General features: G+C 67.8%; 20 protein-coding genes. 4 read left to right on the forward strand and 16 right to left on the reverse strand.

Annotated elements, in window-relative coordinates; all coding sequences use genetic code 11:
- From CXY81_RS10150 to hrcA, 9 genes are all read right to left on the reverse strand, one after another.
- A partial coding sequence (locus CXY81_RS10150) for a transposase family protein (protein WP_233194122.1) occupies nucleotides 1–378 on the reverse strand: 378 nt, incomplete at its 3' end.
- A 103-nt stretch (nucleotides 379–481) separates the two neighbouring features.
- The gene (era, locus tag CXY81_RS10155; protein WP_104099992.1) at nucleotides 482–1,384 is read right to left on the reverse strand and encodes a GTPase Era; all 903 of its coding nucleotides are present in this window, start codon (nucleotides 1,382–1,384) and stop codon (nucleotides 482–484) included.
- Nucleotides 1,377–2,693 carry a hemolysin family protein gene (locus CXY81_RS10160; RefSeq protein WP_104169684.1) on the reverse strand — a complete coding sequence of 439 codons (1,317 nt, stop codon included), beginning with the start codon at nucleotides 2,691–2,693 and terminating at the stop codon, nucleotides 1,377–1,379. The genes era and CXY81_RS10160 overlap by 8 nt, the downstream gene beginning before the upstream one ends.
- Complete coding sequence (gene ybeY / locus CXY81_RS10165) at nucleotides 2,690–3,157, reverse strand: rRNA maturation RNase YbeY (RefSeq protein ID WP_104169683.1); 468 nt, start codon at nucleotides 3,155–3,157, stop codon at nucleotides 2,690–2,692. The genes CXY81_RS10160 and ybeY overlap by 4 nt, the downstream gene beginning before the upstream one ends.
- Nucleotides 3,154–4,170, reverse strand: a complete 1,017-nt coding sequence (locus CXY81_RS10170) for a PhoH family protein (protein ID WP_104194851.1) — start codon at nucleotides 4,168–4,170, stop codon at nucleotides 3,154–3,156. Before CXY81_RS10170 ends, ybeY begins: the two co-directional genes overlap by 4 nt.
- Nucleotides 4,171–4,219: 49 nt before the next feature.
- Nucleotides 4,220–4,597, reverse strand: a complete 378-nt coding sequence (locus CXY81_RS10175) for an HIT domain-containing protein (protein ID WP_104169682.1) — start codon at nucleotides 4,595–4,597, stop codon at nucleotides 4,220–4,222.
- Between the two features lie 22 nt (nucleotides 4,598–4,619).
- Complete coding sequence (locus CXY81_RS10180; RefSeq protein ID WP_104169681.1) at nucleotides 4,620–5,360, reverse strand: 16S rRNA (uracil(1498)-N(3))-methyltransferase; 741 nt, start codon at nucleotides 5,358–5,360, stop codon at nucleotides 4,620–4,622.
- 6 nt (nucleotides 5,361–5,366) lie between these two features.
- On the reverse strand, nucleotides 5,367–6,485 hold the full coding sequence (dnaJ, locus tag CXY81_RS10185) for a molecular chaperone DnaJ (RefSeq protein ID WP_104169680.1): 1,119 nt from the start codon (nucleotides 6,483–6,485) through the stop codon (nucleotides 5,367–5,369).
- Between the two features lie 66 nt (nucleotides 6,486–6,551).
- Nucleotides 6,552–7,589, reverse strand: coding sequence for a heat-inducible transcriptional repressor HrcA (hrcA, locus tag CXY81_RS10190; RefSeq protein ID WP_104169705.1), 1,038 nt, complete (start codon nucleotides 7,587–7,589; stop codon nucleotides 6,552–6,554).
- Between the two features lie 167 nt (nucleotides 7,590–7,756).
- On the opposite strand from hrcA, the gene CXY81_RS10195 reads away from it, so the two are divergent.
- A complete protein-coding gene (locus CXY81_RS10195) occupies nucleotides 7,757–8,203 on the forward strand; it encodes a DUF4870 domain-containing protein (RefSeq protein WP_104169704.1) in 447 nt (148 codons plus the stop codon).
- A 36-nt stretch (nucleotides 8,204–8,239) separates the two neighbouring features.
- Nucleotides 8,240–8,617, forward strand: coding sequence for a DUF4870 domain-containing protein (locus CXY81_RS10200; RefSeq protein ID WP_233194123.1), 378 nt, complete (start codon nucleotides 8,240–8,242; stop codon nucleotides 8,615–8,617).
- Nucleotides 8,618–8,619: 2 nt separating this feature from the next.
- Here the strand turns inward: CXY81_RS10200 and hemW are convergent, their stop codons facing one another.
- From hemW to lepA, 3 genes are read right to left on the reverse strand one after another with little or no spacing between them, the layout of a single operon-like run.
- Nucleotides 8,620–9,846, reverse strand: coding sequence for a radical SAM family heme chaperone HemW (hemW, locus tag CXY81_RS10205; protein ID WP_104169679.1), 1,227 nt, complete (start codon nucleotides 9,844–9,846; stop codon nucleotides 8,620–8,622).
- A 4-nt stretch (nucleotides 9,847–9,850) separates the two neighbouring features.
- The gene (locus CXY81_RS10210; RefSeq protein ID WP_104194770.1) at nucleotides 9,851–10,498 is read right to left on the reverse strand and encodes a DUF1990 family protein; all 648 of its coding nucleotides are present in this window, start codon (nucleotides 10,496–10,498) and stop codon (nucleotides 9,851–9,853) included.
- Nucleotides 10,499–10,502: 4 nt separating this feature from the next.
- Entirely contained in the window at nucleotides 10,503–12,350 is a 1,848-nt protein-coding gene (lepA, locus tag CXY81_RS10215) for a translation elongation factor 4 (RefSeq protein ID WP_104100001.1), read from the reverse strand.
- Between the two features lie 410 nt (nucleotides 12,351–12,760).
- On the opposite strand from lepA, the gene CXY81_RS10220 reads away from it, so the two are divergent.
- Both CXY81_RS10220 and rpsT read left to right on the forward strand, forming a co-directional pair.
- Nucleotides 12,761–13,507, forward strand: a complete 747-nt coding sequence (locus tag CXY81_RS10220; RefSeq protein WP_104194771.1) for an alpha/beta fold hydrolase — start codon at nucleotides 12,761–12,763, stop codon at nucleotides 13,505–13,507.
- Between the two features lie 118 nt (nucleotides 13,508–13,625).
- Nucleotides 13,626–13,889 (forward strand): 30S ribosomal protein S20, encoded by a 264-nt coding sequence (rpsT, locus tag CXY81_RS10225; RefSeq protein ID WP_104100003.1) that lies wholly within the window; start codon nucleotides 13,626–13,628, stop codon nucleotides 13,887–13,889.
- A gap of 356 nt (nucleotides 13,890–14,245) precedes the next feature.
- Here rpsT and holA read toward each other — a convergent pair whose 3' ends face one another.
- The 4 genes from holA to leuS all read right to left on the reverse strand — a co-directional run bounded on the left by holA (nucleotide 14,246) and on the right by leuS (nucleotide 21,556).
- The gene (holA, locus tag CXY81_RS10230) at nucleotides 14,246–15,289 is read right to left on the reverse strand and encodes a DNA polymerase III subunit delta (RefSeq protein WP_233191251.1); all 1,044 of its coding nucleotides are present in this window, start codon (nucleotides 15,287–15,289) and stop codon (nucleotides 14,246–14,248) included.
- A 41-nt stretch (nucleotides 15,290–15,330) separates the two neighbouring features.
- Nucleotides 15,331–17,802 (reverse strand): ComEC/Rec2 family competence protein, encoded by a 2,472-nt coding sequence (locus CXY81_RS10235; protein WP_146067679.1) that lies wholly within the window; start codon nucleotides 17,800–17,802, stop codon nucleotides 15,331–15,333.
- A 351-nt stretch (nucleotides 17,803–18,153) separates the two neighbouring features.
- On the reverse strand, nucleotides 18,154–18,873 hold the full coding sequence (locus CXY81_RS10240) for a helix-hairpin-helix domain-containing protein (RefSeq protein ID WP_104194773.1): 720 nt from the start codon (nucleotides 18,871–18,873) through the stop codon (nucleotides 18,154–18,156).
- A gap of 100 nt (nucleotides 18,874–18,973) precedes the next feature.
- Nucleotides 18,974–21,556, reverse strand: coding sequence for a leucine--tRNA ligase (gene leuS, locus CXY81_RS10245; RefSeq protein WP_104194774.1), 2,583 nt, complete (start codon nucleotides 21,554–21,556; stop codon nucleotides 18,974–18,976).
- Nucleotides 21,557–21,598: the final 42 nt, after the last annotated feature.

A 21,598-nucleotide genomic window follows, 5' to 3' on the forward strand; every position in this document is an offset into this window, starting at 1 on the left:
CAACTGAGTTGCCGCGGTTTTCGAGGTTTGCGTGGCCAGCCACGCGACGTGTGAATCGAAGTGGCGGGTGTGGCCGGCCTGATGCCGCGCCCATGGCACCGCAGCCACGATCACACCGTGCTCCCGGCACGACACCCGCGGGGCATCCGCCTCCAGAAAGACCCGGGTCGAGCCGAAATCCAATCCCCGCCACCGGCGGCGGCCTGCTCCGTCGTCGTAGCGCGGGCAGCGCTTCTGGCAGCTCCCACACCGGTTCCGCATCGACCTGGTCAGTCGCACCGACGCAACAAAAACGCCCGCTACCAGGTCGAGATCAACGTCCTCGACCACTGTCTTGTCGACACCGAGCAAAGTCCGCCATATTGTTAGAGACCGCACGCCGTTTTCCCGCCTATAAAGTTTCTTTCCTTTGACAGTCAGAAACCTAGACAGGAAGCGGCGTGCGGNGTGCTGGCGGTTCGGGGTGCAGGCGGAGTGCTGGCTAGAAACCGAGGCGGCCCAGCTGTTTCGGGTCGCGCTGCCACTCCTTGGCGACCTTGACCCGGAGCGAGAGGAAGACCCGCTTTCCCACCAGCGGTTCGATCTGTTTGCGGGCGCGCACACCAACATCCTTCAACCGGCTGCCGGATTTGCCGATGATGATGCCCTTCTGGCTGTCGCGCTCGACGAACAGGTTCGCGTAGATCTCGACCAGTTCCTGGTCGTCGCGTTCGATGATGTCGTCAATGGTCACGGCGATCGAGTGCGGCAGCTCGTCGGTGACGCCCTCGAGCGCCGCCTCCCGGATGTACTCCGAGATGCGCGACTCGAGGCTCTCGTCGGTGACCGCGTCGGCCGGGTAGAGCGGGGCATCCGACAAGGGCAGCAGGCGCAGCAGCTCCGCGCTGAGGATATCGAGCTGGATGCGGCTGGTCGCCGAGATCGGCACGATCGCCTCCCAGTCACGCAGCTGTGACACGGCGAGGAGCTGGTTGGCGACACTGGTTTTGGAGGACATGTCGATCTTGGTCACGATGGCCACCTTGCGGGCCCGCGGAAAGTTGTCCAGCTGCTCGTTGATGAACCGGTCGCCCGGGCCGATCGGCTCGTTGGCCGGAATGCAGAGGCCCACCACGTCCACGCCGGACAGCGTCGACTGCACGAGGCTGTTCAGTCGTTCGCCCAGCAGGGTGCGCGGCTTGTGGATACCCGGGGTGTCGACCAGAATCAGCTGACCGTTCTTCTGGTGCACGATGCCGCGGATGGCGCGCCGGGTGGTCTGCGGCTTCGACGACGTGATCGCGACCTTCTCCCCGACCAGCGCGTTCGTCAGCGTGGATTTGCCCACGTTGGGGCGTCCCACGAACGACACGAACCCCGCTCGGAATCCTTCTACTTCAGTCATGACCATCCACTCTCTCATCGTCCGACACTCCGAGGAATGCGTTCTGCGCGTCTATCAGCGCTTGGTCTCGTTCAACCAGCACGGTGCTGATTCGTTTGCGGCGGCCTTCGGTGCGTTCGGCGGTGAGGACCAACCCGCTCGCCCTGGCGACCGAACCCGCCACCGGCAAGCGCCCGAGGGCCTTGGCCAGCAGGCCACCCACCGAATCAACCTCGTCGTCGTCCAGTTCCAGGTCGAACAGTTCACCGAGCTCGTCGACCGGAAGCCGCGCGCTCACCCGGAAGCGACCGTCGCCGAGTCCCTCGACCTCCACAACGTCGCGGTCGTACTCGTCGGAAATGTCTCCCACGAGTTCCTCGATCAGGTTTTCAAGGGTGACCAGTCCGGCGATGCCACCATACTCGTCGACCACCATCGCGAGGTGGTTTGACTCGAGCTGCATCTGGCGGAGCAGCGCGTCGGCTTTCTTCGACTCGGGCACGAAGACGGCCGGTCGCTCGAGCTCCCGCACCGTGAGGCTCTCCGCGTTCGGCGGCCGCTCGTAGACGAGCCGGGCCACATCGCGCAGGTACAGGATGCCCGTGACGTCATCCACTTCGCCGTCGATGACCGGCACCCGGGAGAAGCCCTTACTCAGGAACAGGCCCATCGCCGCGCCGATCGATGAGTCCGCTTCGATGGTGACCATGTCGGTGCGCGGAATCATCACCTCGCGCACGACGGTCTCGTTGAACTCGAAGATCGAGTGGATCAGTTCCCGGTCGTCCTCCTCGAGGACGTCGAGCTCGGTGGCCTCGTCGACCATGCTAAGCAGCTGGACCTCCGACGTGAACGTGGCCAGCCGAGTGCGCCCGGGGGTGACCCGGTTGCCGAGGGCGACAAGCGCGTTGGCGATGGGGCCGAGGAGCACCCGGAGGAAGTGCACCAACGGGGCGGTCGCGGAGAGCAACTCCACGGGGTGGGCTCGGCCCACGCTGCGCGGGCTGGCGCCGACGAGCACGAAGGAGACCGCGGTCATCAGCAGGGAGGACAGTAGCAGTGCCAGCCACAGCTCCTCGATCGTGGTCGCGAAGACGAGGGTCACCAGCACGGCCGCCGTGGTCTCGGCGATGATCCGTACAAAACTGATCGTGTTCAGGTGCGCCCCGGTGTCGGCGGCGATCGCCGTCAGGGAGCGCTTGGCACGGGACTTCTCGGCCAGGTCAAGAATGTCGGCCCGGGATTGGCTCGTGACGGCGGAGTCCACCGCGGCCATCAGGCCGCCGAAGGCGACCAACAGGATGGCCGCCGTGAGAAACCACCCGATCATCGGTCGCGGAGGCGTTCCTGCAGGGCGAAGCCGATCAGGATGTCTCGCTGGATGCCGAACATTTCCTTCTCCTCGGCGGGTTCCACGTGGTCGAATCCGAGCAGGTGCAGCACGCCGTGCGTGGTGAGCAGCAGGAGTTCCTCGAGGGCGCTGTGCCCGGCTGTCTCGGCCTGGCCCTGGGCCACCTGCGGGCAGAGCACGATGTCGCCGAGCAGCCCCGGCGGGGTCTCGGCGTCTTCGGTGCCCGGGCGCAATTCGTCCATCGGGAAGCTGAGCACGTCGGTGGGGCCCGGCTCATCCATCCATTGCACGTGCAGCTGCTCCATCGCACCCTCGTCGACGAGGACGATCGCCAGTTCGGCGTCAGAGTGCACGTGCATGGAGTCCAGAGCGTAGGCGGCCAGACGCAGGATGGCGGCCTCATCGACCGGGATAGTCGATTCGTTGTTGAGTTCGATGCTCAAGAGGATCTCCGTTTCGGAAGGCGGTCGCGGGGAGTGTTGGGGCGGCCGGGTCCGCGACCTGCGAATTCCCGCGCCTGATCGCTTTCGTAGCGCTCGGCCTGCTTCTGCGCGTCGTATGCGGTCCAGGCGTCGACGATCCGGCCGACCAGGGAGTGCCGCACGACGTCGGCACTGGTCAGACGCACGAAACGGATGTCGTCGACCCCGTCGAGCACCCGGCTCACCAAGCGCAGCCCGCTCGAGCCCGCCGGAAGGTCAATCTGGGTGATGTCCCCGGTCACGACCATTTTCGAGCCGAACCCCAACCGGGTGAGGAACATCTTCATCTGTTCGGCAGTGGTGTTCTGCGCCTCATCGAGCACGACAAAGGAGGAGTTGAGCGTGCGTCCGCGCATATAGGCGAGCGGGGCCACCTCGATGGTTCCGGCTGCGAGCAGTTTGGGCACGAGTTCCGGGTCCATCATCTCGTTCAGGGCGTCGTACAGGGGGCGCAGGTACGGGTCGATCTTCTCGGTGAGGCTGCCCGGCAGGAAGCCGAGTCGTTCCCCGGCCTCGACGGCCGGGCGGGTGAGGATGATCCGTTCGACCTCCTTGCGCTGCAGCGCCTGCACAGCCTTGGCCATTGCGAGGTAGGTCTTGCCGGTTCCGGCCGGCCCGATCCCGAACACGATGGTGTCGGTGTCGATGGCGTCCACGTATTCCTTCTGCCCGATGGTCTTGGGGCGGATGCTCTTGCCGCGGGAGCTGAGGATGGCCGGGCCCAGACGTTCGGAAGGGCTCGTGGAGCTGTCCTTGTCGAGCATCCGTGAGGAGGTGCTCACCTCGGACTCGGCGAGGTAACGCCCGCCGCGCACCATGAGCAGGAGCTCCTCGATCAGGCGACGCGCCGCCTCGACGTGCTCGGTCTCACCGATGAGGGTGACCTCGTTGCCGCGCACGTGCACGCTGACGCCGGGGTTTTCCTTCTCGACGGCGGCGAGCAGACGGTCGTCGGTGCCGAGCAGGCGCACCATGGCAATGCCGTCGACCGTGATGTGCACCTCGGCCTGGCCCGGCCCGGGCTCACCGGAAACCAAGCGTTCCCTCCCCGAGGGTTCCGCCGGCGGCCTGCGGGGCGAGCAGGTGAGCGTGGACGTGGAAAACGGTCTGCCCGACGCTGGCGCCGGTGTTGAACACGAGCCGGAACTGGCCGTTGGACAGCCGGGCCGCCACAGCATGCGCCACCTCGATGAGTTCGGTCAGCAGCCCGGGGTCTCCGGCCGCGAGCTCGACCACGTTGCTGTACTCGGATGTTTTCGGCGTGATGACGACATGCACGGGCGCCTGCGGGGCGATGTCGGTGAAGGCGATGATCCGTTCGGTTTCGGCGACGATGGTCGCCGGGACCTCGCGCGCGGCGATGCGAGTGAAGATGGACGGTTCTTGGCCGGTGGAAGACATATCTCTATCTTAAGCTCACGCGCTACCAGCGGCCGAGCGTCACGTTCAGGATGGAGAGGGCGGCCGGGCCGGCGGTGGAGGTGCGCAGCACATTGTCGCCCAGGCGCACCCGGGTGGCGCCTGCCTGCTCGAGCAGGGTCAGCTCGGCCGGGGAGATGCCGCCCTCGGGTCCGACGACGAGCAGGATATCCCGGTCGTCGGTCGGCGCCGCCTGCGAGGTCAGCCGTTCGCTCGCGGTGGGCTCCAGCAGCAGCATCCGGGTAGTGCCGGCCAGCTCGGCCAGCATTTTGGTGCTCGCCGGTTCCCCGACCGTGGGCAGCCACGCGCGAATCGACTGTTTCGAGGCCTCGCGCACGATGCTGGACCAGCGATCCCGGCCCTTCTTGATTTTGGCTCCCTCCCAGCGCGTCACGGAGCGGGATGCGGCCCACGGGATCACCCCGTCGATGCCGAGCTCCGTGGCCGCCTGCACAGCCAGTTCGTCCCGGTCTCCCTTGGCGAGAGCCTGGACCAGACGGATGCGCGGCGTCAGCAGCGCGGTCACGGTCACCGTCTCGACGCGCAGGGTCAGCAGCCTCGCATCTGCGTCAACGACGGTGGCGGCGAGCATGAGCCCGGCCCCATTCCCGATCCGCAGGCGCTCGCCCGGGCGCACCCGGCTGACGGTGACCGCGTGCCGGGCCTCGGCGCCGCCGATGCCGACGACCGCCCCCGGCACGCAATCGGCGGCGTGGAGCGCCTCATCGATGAAGAAGTGTGCCATCGACGCCTAGCCGCGAAACCGATCGCGCAGCTTGGCGAAAAGTCCCTGCTGAAAGGCGCTGAGGGCAGGAGCCGGCGCCTTGTGGCGGGCCGCAAAGGCCTCGATCAGCTCCCGCTCCTTGTGGTCGAGACGGGTCGGCGTGACCACGTGCACGCCGACCTTCAGGTCGCCGCGTCCGTTCCCGCGCAGGCGGGTGACGCCGCGGTCCTTGACCGTGATGATCTCGGCGCTCTGCGTGCCCGGCCTGAGCTCGACCTCGATGTCGCCGTCGAGCGCCTTGACGGTCGCGGACCTGCCGAGGATGGCATCCGTCATCGGCACCTCGAGGGTGCAGAGCAGGTCGTCGCCGTCACGGCTGAACACGTCGTGGTGGCGCACCTTCATCTCAAGGTAGAGGTCGCCGTTGGGACCGCCGGCCGGACCTGCCTCGCCGCTGCCGGGCATCTGCAGGCGCAGGCCCGTGTCGACCCCCGCCGGGATGTCGACGGGGACCGTGCGACGCGCTCGCACGCGGCCCTGGCCCTGGCAGGTGACGCAGGGAGTGGCGATGATCGTTCCGTAGCCGCGGCAGGAACCGCAGGGGCTGCTCGTCATGACATTGCCGAGCAGCGACCGCACGGCGCGCTGGATGGTGCCGGTGCCGTGGCAGATGTCGCAGGTGACGGGCGCGGTGCCCGGCTGGCAGCACGTGCCGCTGCAGGTCGCGCACATGATGGCCGTGTCGACCTCGAGCTCCCGGTGCGTGCCGAAGATGATCTCATCGAGGTCGAGGTCGACCCGGATCAGGGCGTCCTGGCCGCGCTCTCGGCGCGACCGAGGCCCGCGGCTGGATCCCCCGCCGCCGAAGAAGGTCTCGAAAATGTCGCCGAAGTTGCCGAAGTTGCCGTCGAAACCGGCGCCTCCGCCGCCGCCCGAGCGGCCGTTGCCGCCACGGTCGTAGTTGTCGCGTTGCTTGACGTCGCTGAGCACGTCGTAGGCGTGCGTGACGGATTTGAAGCGCTCGGATGCATCCGCGCCCGGGTTCACGTCGGGGTGCAGCTGCCGGGCCAGCCTGCGGTAGGCCTTCTTGATCTCGTCGGTCGAGGCGTCGCGGGCAACGCCGAGTACTTCGTAATGGTCAGCCAAAGCTGGCTCTCCTAGGTCTGTTCTGAAATGTGGTGTTCCGCCGGCTTCTGGGCCGAGGGGAACTGGTCAATTCTCGCCGAGAAGGCGTGAAAGGTAGCGGGCGACCGCACGGACGGCCGCCATGTTGTTCGAGTAATCCATCCGAGTGGGGCCGAGCACGCCGAGGCGCGCCAGGTTGCCGCCCTGCGAGGAGTAGCCGCTGGTGAGCACGGATGTCTCGGCCAGACCGAACGAAGCATTCTCCCGGCCGATACTGACGGACACGCCGTGCTGGTCAGAGGCCATCTCGCCGAACAGCCGCAGAAGCACGACCTGTTCCTCGATGGCCTCGAGCACCGGGAAAATGCTGCCGGTGAAGTCTTCCTCGGTGCGCACGAGGTTGGCGGCGCCGGCCATCACGAGCCGGTCCTGCCTGTTCGCGCCGACCTGGTCCCGCAGGGTGCCGGTGATCAGATCCACCGCCTCCTGCTGCTCAATCGGGCCGAGGCCGGAGCCGGCGGTGAGAGAGCTGCCGGTAAGGGTGCTGGCGGCCTCGCTCATGCCGAGCCCGACCAGGGCAGAATTCAACCGGGTGCGCAGTTCGATCAGAACGGGTTCAGCCAGAGGCCGGGGCAGGTCGACGACGCGTTGCTCGACCCGTCCGGCATCCGTGATCAGAACCGACAGGAGGCGAGTCTCGGACAGGGGCACCAGTTCGATGTGGCGCACCTTCGCGCGGGACAGCGACGGATACTGCACCAGGGCGACCTGATGGGTGAGCTGCGAGAGCAGCCGCACGCTGCGGGCCAGCACCTCGTCGAGGTCGGCCGACTGACCGAGGAACGTCTCGATGGCTTGGCGCTGCGCCGCCGAGAGCGGGCGCAGATCGGCGAGGTGGTCGACGAACAGACGGTAGCCCTTATCGGTGGGGATGCGGCCCGACGAGGTGTGCGGAGCCGCGATCAACTCTTCCTCTTCGAGCAGGGCCATGTCGTTGCGGATCGTGGCCGCCGAGACCCCGAAGGAATGCCGGTCGACGATAGATTTGGAACCGACGGGTTCGCGGGAGGCTACATAGTCCTGAACGATCACACGCAGGACTTCGAGACTGCGATCGGACACCATGGCGCTCGCCTCCTCCCAGCGTCGCGAGTGCAGCATCGATTGGCACTCGCGGTATGTGACTGCCAATCATACCGCGACCGGCTGGGCTTACCCATTGCTCCCCAATGTTGGGGCGCAGTAACTTAGGCATGTAGCACCTCTTCCCCGGTGCACTGAAAGGCATGATCATGAGTAATTTCACTGGTCCCGGACCCGATGATCCGTACCAGGGCCAACGGCCGCCGCAACCGCCCTACCAGCCTGCCGCCCCGGGACCGTCGGCACCCCTGACGGAGGCGGATGACCGCCAATGGGCGTCCCTCGCACATCTGGGCGGGATCCTCATGTTCGTGCCGTCCCTGGTGCTGTGGCTGCTCTTCAAGGACCGCGGACCTCTGACCAGCGTCGAGGCGAAGGAAGCGCTCAACTTTCAGATCACGCTTCTGATCGGCTACTTCGCGATCAACTTTTTTGCGACGGTCATCGGCTTCCTCACATTCGGCATCGGCGGCGTCATCGGCGGTCTCGCCTGGGTGCTGTACATCCTCGGTGTTGTCTTCTCGGTGCTCGGCTACCTCCAGGCGAAGGACGGCAACCACTACCGGTACCCGTTCGCCCTGCGCCTGATCAAGTAGCCCGGCGCACTCGGTTTTTCTTCAGAAGGAGCACCAATGACCAATTCCACCCCACCGCCGCCCGCCAACCCGAACCAGGCTCCCACCCCGATGAACCCGGCCGACGAAAAACTGTGGGCCACCCTCGTGCACGTCGGCGGCATTCTGTTCTATTTCGTGCCGGCCCTGATCGGCTACATCGTGCTCAAGGACCGCGGCCCGTTCATCCGGGCGCACACCGCGACCGCACTGAACTTCCAGCTCACGCTCCTGATCGCCTACGCGGTCGGCGGCGTCCTGACGATCATCCTCGTCGGCTACCTCGTTCTCCTGGCTGCCTCCGTTCTGATGGTCGTGTTCGGCATCTTGGCCGCTTTGGCCGCAAACCGGGGCGAGTACTACACGTATCCGCTGTCGATCAAGTTCGTGAACTGAGTTCAGTCGGCAAGCAGGCGGCGCACGACGGCATCCGCCAGGAGGCGTCCTCTGAGGGTCAGTTCGATCGAGCCGAAGAGGGCTGCTTTCGCGTCGATGAGTTCGTCGGCGATGAGTCCCGCCACCTCGTGGCGCCTGAGCGGGCTGAGCGAGTCGATGGGGATACCCTCGCGGATTCGGGTGAGCAAGAGCACCCGCTCCACCTCCTGAGTGGCCGCATCGAGGGTCTCCCGCCCGGCGGCCGGTGAGTCGCCGGCGCGAATCCGATCGCCGTAGGCCGACGGATGCTTGACGTTCCACCAGCGCACCCCACCGATGTGGCTGTGGGCTCCGGGCCCCACACCCCACCAGTCCTGGCTGCGCCAGTAGGCGAGGTTGTGGCGCGAGCGGTGCGCGTCATCCGTCGCCCAGTTGCTGACCTCATACCAGCCGTAGCCTGCCGAGGACAGTAGGTCGTCGGCCAGCTCATAGAACTCGGCCTGAACGTCGTCATCGACAGGGGCCAGTTCGCCGCGCTTGATCTGGCGGGCCAGCTTGGTGCCCTCCTCGACGATAAGCGAGTAGGCGCTGACGTGGGTGGGAGCCTGCCGGATGGCGTGCTCGAGGCTGGTGCGCCAATCGACGAGGGTCTCCCCCGGTGTGCCGTAGATCAGGTCGAGGGACACGTCGAGGCCGGCCTCGCGCGCCCACTGCACCACGAGCGGCACCCGCTCGGGGTCGTGGGTGCGCTCGAGGGTGGCCAGCACGCTCGGCACCGCGGACTGCATGCCGAAGGATACCCGGGTGAAGCCGGACTCGGCGAGGCGGCCGAGGTAGGCGGCGTCGACGGAGTCGGGGTTCGCCTCGGTGGTCACCTCGGCGCCGGGTGCGATCCCCCAGGTGGAGCGCACGGCCTCCAGCATCCGCACCAGGTCGTCGGCCGGGAGCAGGGTGGGGGTGCCGCCGCCGAAGAAGACGGTCGCCGCCTGGCGGGCCGGCACGCCCGACTGAGTCAGGATCCGGCCAGCCGACTGGACCTCGGTGATCGCCTGGCCGGCATAGTCATGCTGGCTTGCGCCCCGCAACTCGGTGGCGGTATAGGTGTTGAAGTCGCAGTAGCCGCAGCGGACCCGGCAGAACGGCACGTGCAGGTAGACGCCGAAATCGCGCTGGGCTGCTCCCACGGCGGCCGAGGCCGGCAGCAGTCCGTCGCTGGGTGCGGGGTCGCCGAGGGGAAGGGCACTGCCCATGCGGTTAGACCGCGCCGATCGGATGCAGCGCGCGTAGGTACCGAGCGGTGATTTTGGCCTGTTGCCGCCGCACGAACGGCCAGCCCAGCCGGTAGAACCAGTTGCCGGGGCGGGAGAAGGCGCGGATGGTCAGCCAGACCGAGTCGTCCTCGCGTCTGTCGACGATGAACGATTCCTCGCCGCTGGCCGGGTGCCCGGCCATGGTGCCGTATGCGAAGCCGAGGCGGTCGGGTTCATCGATCACGTAGACCACGCGCACGGGGGCATCGATGGTGAAGGGGCCTAACTTGGTCGTGAGGTGCGCGGACATGCCGTTGACGATGTAGGGCGTGCCGTCCTCGGCGAAGACGGCCTCGTCCGGCTCGGGCTTCTGGTCGCGGGCGGCCCGGCCGTCGGCGTCGAAGACGAGTCCCGTGTACTGCTGGCCGGTGCCGTCCAGCAGGTCGGTGACGGTCATTCCGCTCCCCCGCTGCACGCCCCAGGTCATCAGCGACTTCGAGGCCAGCTGGAAGCGCTCCTCACCGCTGCCGAGGCGCACGGTGCGCTCGAGGGGCCGGTAGCCCTTGGGTGGGAACCGGAGCAGGTCCGGGGCGAGGGTGCCGCCGATGGACGCGTAGGTGACGGCGGTATCGGTGAAGGTGGCGCGGCGCATCCGTCTACTTCTTCTTCGGGGGCTCGTCACCGGACAGGGCGGCGATGAACGCCTCCTGGGGAACCTCGACCCGGCCGACCATCTTCATGCGCTTCTTGCCCTCCTTCTGCTTCTCCAGCAGCTTGCGCTTGCGGGAGATGTCACCGCCGTAGCACTTGGCGAGAACATCCTTGCGGATGGCACTGATGGACTCGCGGGCGATGATGCGGGCGCCGATCGCGGCCTGGATGGGCACGTCGAACTGCTGGCGCGGGATGAGCTTGCGCAGCCTTCCCGTCATCAGCACGCCGTAGTCGTAGGCCTTGTCGCGGTGCACAATCGCGCTGAACGCGTCGACCTGTTCGCCCTGCAGCAGGATGTCGACCTTGACCAGGTCGGCCTCCTGAGAGCCGATGGGTTCGTAGTCGAGCGAGCCGTAGCCGGCGGTGCGGCTCTTGAGATTGTCGAAGAAGTCGAACACGATCTCACCGAGCGGCATCGTGTAGCGGATCTCGACCCGGTCCTCGCCGAGGTAGTCCATGCCGAGCAGGGTGCCGCGGCGGCTCTGGCAGAGTTCCATGATCACGCCGACGTAGTCCTTGGGTGCGAGGATGGCCGCCTTCACGATCGGCTCCTCGACCTTGGCGATCTTCCCGTTCGGGAACTCGCTCGGGTTGGTGACCGTGACGGACTTCTTGTCGTCGGTGGTGACCTCGTAGATCACGCTGGGCGCCGTGGTGATCAGGTCGAGGCCGAACTCCCGGTCGAGCCGCTCGGTGATGATTTCCAGGTGCAGCAGCCCGAGGAAACCACAGCGGAAACCGAAACCGAGGGCGACGGATGTCTCGGGCTCGTACACGAGGGACGCGTCGGAGAGCTTGAGCTTGTCGAGGGCCTCGCGGAGGGCCGGGTAGTCGCTGCCGTCGATCGGGTAGAGGCCCGAGAAGACCATGGGCTTCGGCTCGGTGTAGCCCGGCAGGGCGACGGTGGCGGGGCGGAGCGCGGTGGTCACCGTGTCGCCGACCTTCGACTGGCGCACATCCTTCACGCCCGTGATCAGGTAGCCGACCTCGCCGACGCCGAGGCCCTTGCTGGTGGTGGGCTCGGGCGAGGTGACGCCGATCTCGAGGATCTCGTGCGTGGCACGGGTCGACATCATCTGGATCTTCTCGCGCGGGCCCAGCTTGCCGTCGATCATGCGCACATAGGTGACGACGCCACGGTAGCTGTCGTAGACCGAGTCGAAGATCATCGCGCGGGCCGGGGCGGCCGGGTCGCCGACCGGGGCCGGGATGAGGCGGGTGGCGCGGTCGAGGAGTTCGGCGACGCCGACGCCGGTCTTGCCGGAGACCCGGAGCACGTCGTCGGGACTGCCACCGATCAGGCTGGCGAGCTCCTTCGCGTACTTGTCGGGGTCGGCAGCCGGCAGGTCGATCTTGTTCAGCACCGGGATGATGGTGAGGTCGTTCTCCAGCGCCAGGTAGAGGTTGGCGAGGGTCTGCGCCTCGATCCCCTGGGCGGCGTCGACGAGGAGGATTGCTCCCTCGCACGCGGCCAGGCTGCGAGACACCTCGTAGGTGAAGTCCACGTGGCCGGGGGTGTCGATCATGTTCAGGGCGTAGGTCTGCCCGTCGAGTTCCCACGGCATACGCACGGCCTGGCTTTTGATGGTGATGCCGCGCTCGCGCTCGATGTCCATCCGGTCAAGATATTGGGCGCGCATCGAACGGTCGTCGACGACGCCGGTGATCTGCAGCATCCGGTCGGCCAACGTGGACTTGCCGTGGTCGATGTGGGCGATGATGCAGAAATTGCGGATGAACTCGGGCGGGGTGGCGGCCGGTTCAAGCGCCGTGAGGGGTCTCGGTGACATGGTCTGGCAATTCTCCCATAGGTGGCTGGGTCCCGGTTTCGCCGTTGCCGCGCATCGTTCCAGGCTTGCGCGCGGGAACGGCCGCGCCCGGCGGCTCACAGCGAACCACTGCCGTGAACCACTGCCGTGGCTCTTCGGCTAGTAGTGTGGCCAACTCAGGAGATCCGACCGGGCGAGGCCGGACATCCGCACCGGTTCCGCACTGGTCCGCGGTGGCCCGGCCACCCGTGCGACGGATGTCCTGAGTTGGCCACAGACGCAGCGCCCGGCCGAGCGCTCACCCACGGAAGAGCCAGAAGTGATTGCCGCGAACCGGGTGCTGTCACTGCTGATCTGGTGCGGCTACTCCCTGGTGTCTATCATCGGTATCGCCGTCACCCTCTAGTGCGGCTGCTCACCAGGAGGAATGAATGACACCCGCCGTCCCGGTTCTTTTCGTGCACGGGATCCGCACGTCGGGCACCATGTGGCGACGACAGCTGTCCATACTGGGCGAGGCCGGGCATCCGGCACTCGCGATCGATCTGCCGGGGCACGGCGCCCGCATGGACGAAACGTTCACCGTGGCGGGCGCCCTGGCCGCCATCGACGAGGGCGTCGCTGCTCTGGGCGGCCGGGTGCTGCTGGTCGGCCTCTCCCTCGGCGGCTACTACGCCATCGAGTACGCCGCGCGCCACCCGCAGAAGGTGGCCGGGCTGGTCGCCGCGGGAAGCTGCGCGCTTCCGGCCGGCTGGCTGCTGGACGCCTACCGGGGCCTGGCCCGGCTGATCCGCCGACTGCCCGACCAGGGACTGTGGCTCCACACCACACTCGTGCGCGTGCTCCTTCCATCGGGAGGGGCCGCCGACACGCTCGCCGGCGGTGTGCCGCTGACGGTGATGGATGCCGGGCTCGGCGCCACCGGCAGCCTCCGCCCGCTGGACAGCCTGGCTCGCTATCCCGGCCCGGTGTGGCTGGTCAACGGTTCTCTGGATCAGTTCCGGCTGCATGAGCGCCGCTTCCTCGCCGCCTGCCGGGACGGGCGCCTCGTGATCGTCCCCCGGGCGTCGCACCTCGTCAGCCTGGCCCAACCGGAACGCTTCGCCGCGGTGCTGAGCGGCATCCTCACGGAGGTTGCGATCGACCGGCCCGGGCCGATTGTCGACCTGAACGAATAACTGGTATCGTTTCCTGTTGGCTTGCGTGTTGGGTCCCACCCCACACGATTATTGTCGTACGGCGCCCTCTACCGCCAAGCGGCCCATCCGAAAAAGAATCTAACGAAAGCGTATAAACGTGGCAAACATCAAGTCGCAGATCAAGCGTATCGGCACCAACAAAAAGGCCCAGGAGCGTAACAAGTCGGTCAAGAGCGAGTTCAAGCGCGCTGTCCGCGCGACGCGCCTGGCGATCGCCTCGGGCGACAAGGACAAGGCTGTTGCCAGCCTCGCCGTTGCTTCGAAAAAGCTCGACAAGGCCGTCAGCAAGGGCGTCATCCACCAAAACCAGGCCGCGAACAAGAAGTCCGCGATCGCCAAGTCGGTCAACGCCCTCGTCTAGTCCGCGCCTGACCGGGATCAGGATCGTTCACCGGCCCTGACCGGCGTACACAACAGCCCCTGCCATCTCGGTGGGGGCTTTCGTGTGTCCGGGCAGAGGCTCGAACCGTCGGGGACCGGTCACCTAAAATTCATCACGGCCGGGCCCGGTCAGGCGCCGCAGCATCGCCCTGACGGCGGTCCTGGCAGCCGTCGTCTATCTGCCGCTCGCCAAGCTGATCGTGTCGTGCGCGCCGAGTCCGCCCAGGCCCACACCTCTCAGTTCGGGCATCAGCTGGCGCGCACCACGGTGAGCGACCCCTCCCTGGCGCGGAGCTCACCGTCGAGGGTAAGGAGGCGCGCGAAAGCCGGGTCTGGTCAGCTCTCACCGCGGCGGGCGATCACACCGATGAGCCGCTCGAGAGCGAAGACGGGGTCGCGCTCGGCACCCTTCACTGCGGCATCCGTTTCGGCCAGCGCCACGACGCAGCGGGCGAGACCCTCGTCGGACCAGCTGCGCAGGTCGCGTTGGGCCCGCTCGACCTGCCAGGGGGCGAGGCCGAACTGGGAGGCAAGCTGGGCCGAGCCGCCGCGCACCCCGCAGAGCTTCGCCATGGTGCGGATCTTCATGGCGAACGCGGCCACCACCGGGACCGGGTCGGCGCCGGAGGACAGGGCGTGGCGCAGGATGACGAGCGCCTCCCCCTGATGCCCGGCGATGGCGGCATCGGCTACCTTGAACGCGTTGGCCTCGACCCTACCGCCGTAGTAGCGGTCCACGGTCGTCTCGGTCACTTCGGTGCCGACATCGGCGATGAGCTGCTGACAGGCCGCGGAGAGTTCGGCCAGATCGCCGGAGAACGCGGCGACCAGGGACCGCAGCGCGCTGGGAGTGACCCGCTTGCCGGCTGTCTTGAATTCCGCCGAGGCGAAGTCGTGCCGGTCGGAGTCTTTCTTCAGCTCGGTGCAGACGACCTCGATGGCGCCGCCGACGCCCGAACGGATGGTGTCGAGCAGCTTCTTGCCGCGCACGCCGCCGCCGTGCCGGAGCACGACGTAGGTGTCCTCGGCCGGGTTCTGCAGGTAGTCCAGGGCCTCCGCGAGGAACGTGTCGCTGCACTTCTCGACGGAGCTGACGCGGATCAGCCGCGGTTCGCCGAAGAGGGACGGGCTGGCCATGGTGAGCAGTTCGCCGGGCGCATAGCTGTCGGCCTGCACGTCGCTGATCTCCAGGCTGGGGTCTTCGAGTTTGAGGAAGTCCCGCAGCTGGCGGATCGCGCGTTCGGCCAGGAACACTTCGGTTCCGGAGACCAGGATGATCGGCGCCGGCCGCACCTGGTGCCAGGCCAGCTGCGGGATGGCGGCCGACTTCGGCACAGCGCGGGGCGCGGTCCTGCCGGATGAAGCTGTGCGTGCGGCCACTCGGGGTTCCTTCGATTGAGGCTGTGCGGAATCCATTAAGACTATCCGGGGTCGGTGTCCGCCACGGTCTCGCTCTGCACGGTCTCGCTCCAGACCGTCAGCGCACCACCACCTGGCCCCGGAGCGATCACCAGCAGTCCCTGCTGGTCGGTGCGGAGGGCCAGTGTGCCCGCGGCCGCAAGAATGTCCAGAACCGTGTCGGTGGGATGGCCGTAGCCGTTCTCCCTGCCTACCGAGATCAGCCCCACCGTTGCCCGGAGATCGGCATAGAGCTCCGGGCTTTGGTCTCCCGACCCGTGGTGGGCGACCTTGACGACATCCACCTCGCCCGGGCTGGAGCTGCGCCGGAGCGCGTCCTGGGATTCCTCGCCGAGATCCCCGAGGAACAGGGAACGGATGCCGCGACCGTCGAATCCGATCGTCACGCTCCCCTCGTTTCCGGTCTGCATCACCGCTGAGCCCCGCACCGGCCAGAGGATCTCCCAGCGCAGCTCCCCGAGGGTGCCCGTGTCGCCGCGGGCAGCGCCCCGCAGTTCGGCACCGCCCGCGGCGAGGGCATCGTGCAGTCGCTCATCGTCGGCGTTCTCCGGGATGCCGACCAGCGCCGTGTCGACGCGGCCGATCACGGCGGCGACCCCGCCGATGTGGTCCAGGTCGTAGTGGGTCAGCACGAGGATGTCGATTCGGTCGATCCCCAGCGTGTCGAGGCAGTCGGCGAGCAGGGCCGGGTCGGGCCCCACGTCGACGAGCGCGTACCGGTCGCGGTCGCGCACGACGACCGCATCACCCTGCCCGATGTCGCAGGCCGCGATCTGCCAGTCCGCGGGGAAGGCCACGGCCCGGCCGACGCCTGCCCCGATCAGGCTGCCCGCGTAGCTTCCGGCGGCGAGAACCAGCACCGCGATCGCCGCGATCGGCCAGCGCGCCCGAACCTGCCCCCGGCCCCGCATCACCAGCGCCACCGCGGCCACCGTCAGTAGAACGGTCACGAGAACACCGAGCGGGCCGCCCAGCCAGGGTAGGCGGCTGCCGGGCAGCTCTGCGGATGTTCGGGCGATCGCCGCGATCCAGGCGGCCGGCAGCCAGGCCAGGTAGAGCACTCCCCCGGCGACACCGGGCAGCCAGGGCAAGAGCAGGCACGCGATCAGACCGATGACGGTGGCGGCCGGGGCTGCCGGACCGGCCAGCAGATTCGCGGGCACCCCGTAGAGCGGGAGGGTGGGAGTGAGCAGCACGAGCACCGGCTGACAGGCCAGCTGCGCGGCCAGCGGGATGGCGATCACGGCGGCGAGCCAGGTGGGCAGCCACCGATGCAGCATTCGGGTCAGCGGCCCGACCAGCACGAGTAGGCCGGCCGTGGCCAGAACCGACAGGGCGAACCCGTAACTGCGGGCCAGCCATGGGTCGGCCGCCAGCAATAGGATCACGACGAGTGCGAGCAACGGCACACCTCGGCCCGGCCGACCGGAGGCAATCCCGAGCAGCAGGATCGTCGCCATCAGAGCGGCACGCAGCACACTGGGTTCGGGCGTCACGAGCACCACGAACCCGAGCAGGGTGAGGAGCGAGATCGCGATCCGGATGCCGCGGCGCAGTCCCAGAAACCCGGTCAGCAGCATGACGCCCGCGATCACCACGGCGCAGTTCGCTCCAGACACGGCCGTGAGGTGGCTGAGCGAACTCGTCTTCATGGCCGCGTCGAGGTCTGCCTCGACCGAGCTCGTGTCACCAATGGCCAGGCCGGGCAGCAGGTCACCGCCGTCGCCGGGCAGATCGCCCGCGGCGGCCGTGAACAGGGTGCGCAGTTCCCCGGCCCAGCCGAGCCACCAGGGCGGTGTCACGAGGAGCTCGGGCGGACCACGCCCAAACACCAGGGCGGATGCCGCGTCCCCGGCCGCCGTGAGCCGGAGGGTGGCGTCCAGCCGCACGCCACTGCCGATCTGAAGCGCGGTCGCCTGTCCGCTCGCAGTCTCTGCGAACACGACCACCGGAACCGACAGACCCCGCCCAGCACCCTTTCGGGCGACCTCGCCCTGCTCGATCCCGGTCAGGGTGCCGCGGAAGCGCACCCGGGCGGACGCTCCGGAGTCAGAGCCAGCCGGGCCGAAGAGTGCGGGAGCACCGAACGACTGGGTCTGCACCGGGATCGACGCCACCGTGAGGAGCACGGTCACTGACTCCTGCCGGGCGGCGCTCTCCCGCACGGTTTCCGGCAGCCGCCCGGGCGCAGCAACCGTGACCGCGGATGCCATCAGCGCGGCCGCAGCGCAACAGACCAGGCCGACACCCCAGGCCGGCGCCCCCCGGGCGCGGACCAGCCGACGCGCCACAACCAGACCCACGCCCAGGGCGGTGGCCCACAACGCGGCCTGAGCGCCGGGTGCCCACCCGGGGAAGGCGATGAGCAACCAGGCCGCCAGCCAGGCGGTCGCCGCGGGGAAAACCAGGCGCAGGTCGAGCCCGGTCATGCCGTGATCCGGGCGGCGAGCTACGATGTCGCGCGTAAAATCCATACCGGGAGGCTAGGTGCGCCCGCGGCTCCCCCCGGTGGCTACCGGAATCTGTGCCCGGTTGACGCGGGACCGGGGGTGTGGAGGCGTGCCCGGTGACCTCGCCACCGGTCCGCGGCGACGGAGCGGCTCGTCAAAAACGACACGCTTCAGCCCGCGAGCAGGCCGCCGACAGCGCCCATTGCCGCCAGTCGGTCAGTTCCTAGCCGTCATGGGTCGGAGAAGACCGTGCACGCCATCGAGTGCAGGCCAGGTGCGGTCACCGGCTCGATCCGAGCACCCTCCGTCAAGCACCGGATACGCTCGCCGCATCGATGCGTCAGGACTTCAGGCACCCTCCGTTCACGGCCACTCTCACACGGTGATCAGGGCTCTGAGCCCCTCGAACGTCTTCTCACCGATACCGGTGACATTGCGCAGGTCCTCGACGGCCGCGAACGGCCCGTTGGCGTCGCGGAAATCCAGAATGCGCTGGGCCATGGCCGGGCCGATGCGCGGCAGGGTGTCGAGGTGGGCCAGGCTGGCCGTATTGAGGTTGACCAGGACCGCCGGGCCGCCGCCACCTGGGTCGGATGCGCCGCCGAGGGATGCACCGCTGCCCGGCGGCGGTCCCGCGGGGACTTCGCCGAGCTGGGGCAGGTAGAGCTGCTCGCCGTCGCTGAGCTTGCGAGCGAGATTGGTGCCGGCCGGATCGGCGGTCTCGGTCAGCCCGCCGGCGGCGGCCACGGCATCCATCACCCGGGCGCCGGTGGAGAGTTCGAAGAGTCCGGGACGCCGCACGGCGCCGAGCACATGAACGAAGATGAGGGCACCGGATGCCGAGGCTGCCCCCGAGGAACTCGGGGCCGGGCCGCTGTCGGCTCCACCGGAACCCGAACCCGCGGTCGGCTGCGCCGGGGACACCACCTGGTGCCCGGCCTGCTGACCGAGCGCGGACACGATTACCGCGGTGGCCAACGCCAATATCAACAGCACGACGGCTGCGCCCACTCCGATGCGCACGCGCGCCGGGGCGCGCCCCTGCGCGCTCGGGGCCAGGCGGTCGAGTGCCTTGATTACCGGGTCAGGCTCCATCCCGGCAGGCTAGGCCGACGGGTGCCGGTCCCCCAGCGGACGGCCGCACCCTGTGGGCGGCGCCGCGAGGTGCCGCCCTGGGGAGGCGAGGCAGGCGGTGCTACTGGCCGCGGGTGACGATGCTGACGAGTTTCGGCGCGCGCACGATCACGTTCTTGATCTCGCGGTCACCGATCCGGCGGATGACCTCGGCCGAGGTACGTGCGAGGCGTTCCAGCTCGTCGCCGGCGATCTTCGGGGACACCTCGATGCGGTCGCGCACCTTGCCGTCGACCTGTACGACGGCCGTGACCGACTCCTCCACGAGCAGGGTTCGGTCGGCCTTGCGCCACTGCACGAGGGCGACACACGGCTCATGGCCGAGGAGCTGCCACATGTCCTCGGCCGCGTACGGAGCAAACAGGTTGAGCACCATGGCGGTGACCTCCGCGGCCTCGCGTACCGCGGCATCCGCGGGGCCGACGCCGGTGTCGATCACCTTGCGGGTGGCGTTGACGAGTTCCATCAGTCGGGCGACGACCACGTTGAACTTGAACGATTCGACCAGGCCGGGCGCATCGGCCAGGAAGCGGTGGGTGACCCGGCGGAGACCGGCGTCGCCGGACCTCCAATCGATGTCGGGCGTACTCGTGACGTCGCGGGCGACGCGCCAGGCGCGGGCCAGAAACTTGGCGGAGCCGACCGGCGAGACATCCGCCCAGTCGATATCGTCTTCCGGCGGTCCGGCGAAAGCCATGGTGAGCCGTACCGCGTCGACACCGAACTGGTCGACCTCCTCGGTGAAGTAGACCAGGTTGCCCTTGCTCTTGGACATCTTGGCCCCGTCAAGGATGACCATGCCCTGGTTCAGCAGAGCCGTGAACGGCTCGGTGAAGCTGACATAGCCGAGGTCGAAAAGCACCTTGGTCATGAAGCGCGCGTAGAGCAGGTGCAGGATGGCGTGCTCGACGCCACCGACATACTGGTCGACGGGCGCCCACTTCTCGGCTTCCTTCGGGTCGAACGCCTTCGTGTCGTCGGTGGGGTTCAGGAAGCGCAGGAAGTACCAGGAGCTGTCGACGAAGGTGTCCATGGTGTCCGCGTCGCGGCGTGCGGGGGTGCCGTCGATCGGGTTGGGCACGTTGACCCAGTCGGCCGCGCCGCCCAGCGGCGACGTGCCCTTGGGCTTGAGGTCGAGGCCGTCGGTGGGCGGCAGCAACACGGGAAGCTGGTCTTCCGGCACGGGGATCTCGGCGCCGTCCTGGCCGTGGATGATCGGAATCGGCGTGCCCCAATAGCGCTGACGGGAGATGAGCCAGTCACGCAGACGGTAGTTCTTGGCGGCGCGGCCGGTACCGTCGACGGCCAACTGCTCGATCATGCGCTTGATCGCGGTGTTCTTGCTAAGGCCGTTGAGCGCGCCCGAGTTGATCAGGCGGCCTTCCCCGGTCATAGCGATGCCAGTGCGAGCCGGGTCGAGGGAGGTGAGCTCCTCGGTGCCGTCGATCATGTCCTGCGTGATCACGGGGATCATGCCGGTGACCGCGGCGGTCGTGTCGACGACCACGACCACGGGCAGGTCGAAACGGCGGGCGAAGTCGAGGTCGCGCTGGTCGTGGGCCGGCACCGCCATCACGGCACCGTGGCCGTAGTCGGCGAGCACGTAGTCCGCGGCCCAGATCGGCAGGCGTTCGCCGTTGGCCGGGTTGACCGCGTAGCGCTCGAGGAACACGCCGGTCTTCTCCCGGTCGGTGGCCTGACGCTCGATCTCGGTGCTGTTCTGAACCTGTACCAGGTATTCCTGGAACCGTTCCTTGACGGTGGGCGAGGCATCCGCGACCAGCTCGACGGCGAGGTCCGCGTCGGGGGCGACGACCATGAAGGTCGCGCCGTAGAGGGTGTCGGGGCGGGTCGTGAAGACGCTGATGCGCTCCTCGCGGCCTTCGATCACGAAGTCCACGTCGGCGCCGATGGAGCGGCCGATCCAGTTGCGCTGCATGTTCAGCACCTTCGCCGGCCAGGTGCCCTCGAGCTGGTTCAGGTCGTCGAGCAGGCGGTCCGCATAGTCGGTGATCTTGAAGTACCACTGGGTAAGCTTTTTCTTGACCACCACGGCGCCGCTGCGCTCCGAGGTGCCGTCGGCGAGCACCTGCTCGTTGGCGAGGACGGTTTGGTCTACCGGGTCCCAGTTCACCCAGCTGTCCTTGCGGTAGGCGAGGCCCTTCTTGTACAGCTGCAGGAACAGCCACTGGTTCCACTTGTAGTATTCGGGGTCGCTGGTGTGCAGCTCGCGGGACCAGTCGAAGGATGCCGCGTAGAGCTTCATGCTCTTCTTCTGCTGCGCAATGTTGTCATAGGTCCAGCCGCGCGGGTCGATGCCGCGCTTGATCGCGGCGTTCTCCGCGGGCAGCCCGAAGGAGTCCCAGCCGATGGGGTGTAGCACGTTGAAGCCCTGCTGACGCCAGTACCGGGCGACGATGTCGCCGAGCGCGTAGACCTCGGCGTGGCCCATGTGCAGGTCGCCGGAGGGATACGGGAACATGTCGAGTACGTACTTGCGCGGACGAACGTCGTCGGGATCGTTCGTGCGGAAGGGGTCGAGCTCTTCCCAGATCGGCTGCCACTTCGCCTGGATGGCGGCGAAATCGTAAACTTTTTCTTCGCTGTCCTGGCCGGTGCGGGTGTGGTCGTACTCGTGTGCCACGTGACTCTCTTCGTTGCAGTGGGGATTGCGCCAGCAGGCACA

The organism is Cryobacterium sp. M25 (assembly GCF_002929635.1).
In the GTDB taxonomy this organism is placed as follows: Bacteria; Actinomycetota; Actinomycetes; order Actinomycetales; family Microbacteriaceae; genus Cryobacterium; species Cryobacterium sandaracinum.

What these genes read in the sequence shown, in the direction of transcription:
- era (WP_104099992.1), bottom strand. Translation starts at nt 1,384, where the DNA reads ATGACTGAAGTAGAAGGATTCCGAGCGGGGTTCGTGTCGTTCGTGGGA.
- CXY81_RS10160 (WP_104169684.1), bottom strand. Translation starts at nt 2,693, where the DNA reads ATGATCGGGTGGTTTCTCACGGCGGCCATCCTGTTGGTCGCCTTCGGC.
- CXY81_RS10170 (WP_104194851.1), bottom strand. Translation starts at nt 4,170, where the DNA reads ATGGTGCGCCTGCTCGGCACCGACGACCGTCTGCTCGCCGCCGTCGAG.
- CXY81_RS10175 (WP_104169682.1), bottom strand. Translation starts at nt 4,597, where the DNA reads ATGTCTTCCACCGGCCAAGAACCGTCCATCTTCACTCGCATCGCCGCG.
- CXY81_RS10180 (WP_104169681.1), bottom strand. Translation starts at nt 5,360, where the DNA reads ATGGCACACTTCTTCATCGATGAGGCGCTCCACGCCGCCGATTGCGTG.
- hrcA (WP_104169705.1), bottom strand. Translation starts at nt 7,589, where the DNA reads ATGGTGTCCGATCGCAGTCTCGAAGTCCTGCGTGTGATCGTTCAGGAC.
- CXY81_RS10195 (WP_104169704.1), top strand. Translation starts at nt 7,757, where the DNA reads ATGAGTAATTTCACTGGTCCCGGACCCGATGATCCGTACCAGGGCCAA.
- CXY81_RS10200 (WP_233194123.1), top strand. Translation starts at nt 8,240, where the DNA reads ATGACCAATTCCACCCCACCGCCGCCCGCCAACCCGAACCAGGCTCCC.
- hemW (WP_104169679.1), bottom strand. Translation starts at nt 9,846, where the DNA reads ATGGGCAGTGCCCTTCCCCTCGGCGACCCCGCACCCAGCGACGGACTG.
- CXY81_RS10210 (WP_104194770.1), bottom strand. Translation starts at nt 10,498, where the DNA reads ATGCGCCGCGCCACCTTCACCGATACCGCCGTCACCTACGCGTCCATC.
- lepA (WP_104100001.1), bottom strand. Translation starts at nt 12,350, where the DNA reads ATGTCACCGAGACCCCTCACGGCGCTTGAACCGGCCGCCACCCCGCCC.
- CXY81_RS10220 (WP_104194771.1), top strand. Translation starts at nt 12,761, where the DNA reads ATGACACCCGCCGTCCCGGTTCTTTTCGTGCACGGGATCCGCACGTCG.
- CXY81_RS10235 (WP_146067679.1), bottom strand. Translation starts at nt 17,802, where the DNA reads ATGGATTTTACGCGCGACATCGTAGCTCGCCGCCCGGATCACGGCATG.
- CXY81_RS10240 (WP_104194773.1), bottom strand. Translation starts at nt 18,873, where the DNA reads ATGGAGCCTGACCCGGTAATCAAGGCACTCGACCGCCTGGCCCCGAGC.